The sequence below is a fragment of the Bradyrhizobium sp. genome (assembly GCF_016462955.1).
Lineage (GTDB): Bacteria > Pseudomonadota > Alphaproteobacteria > Rhizobiales > Xanthobacteraceae > Bradyrhizobium.
Genome location: NZ_JAEMSD010000729.1, coordinates 2,440 through 2,649, shown reverse-complemented (window position 1 = coordinate 2,649; position 210 = coordinate 2,440). Strand labels below are relative to the sequence as shown.

Below are 210 nucleotides of genomic sequence, written 5' to 3'. Positions count from 1 at the left end.
CGAGTTCCTGACTACGCAGAAGCCGCCGATGACGCATGTCGTGCTCACCGGACGCAATGCCAAGGACGAGCTGATCGAGATCGCCGACCTCGTCACCGAGATGACGCTGGTCAAGCATCCCTTCCGCTCCGGCATCAAGGCGCAGGCCGGCGTCGAGTTCTGAGATCCCGATGGCACGTGCACTGATGATCCAGGGGGCCGGCTCGGACG

1 protein-coding gene is annotated in these 210 nt (G+C 63.8%); it reads left to right on the top strand.

All coding sequences use genetic code 11. The features are described from left to right. Positions 1-163: cob(I)yrinic acid a,c-diamide adenosyltransferase (locus JHD07_RS37510; protein ID WP_291631353.1), on the top strand; the 163-nt coding region annotated here is incomplete at its 5' end. Positions 164-210: the final 47 nt, after the last annotated feature.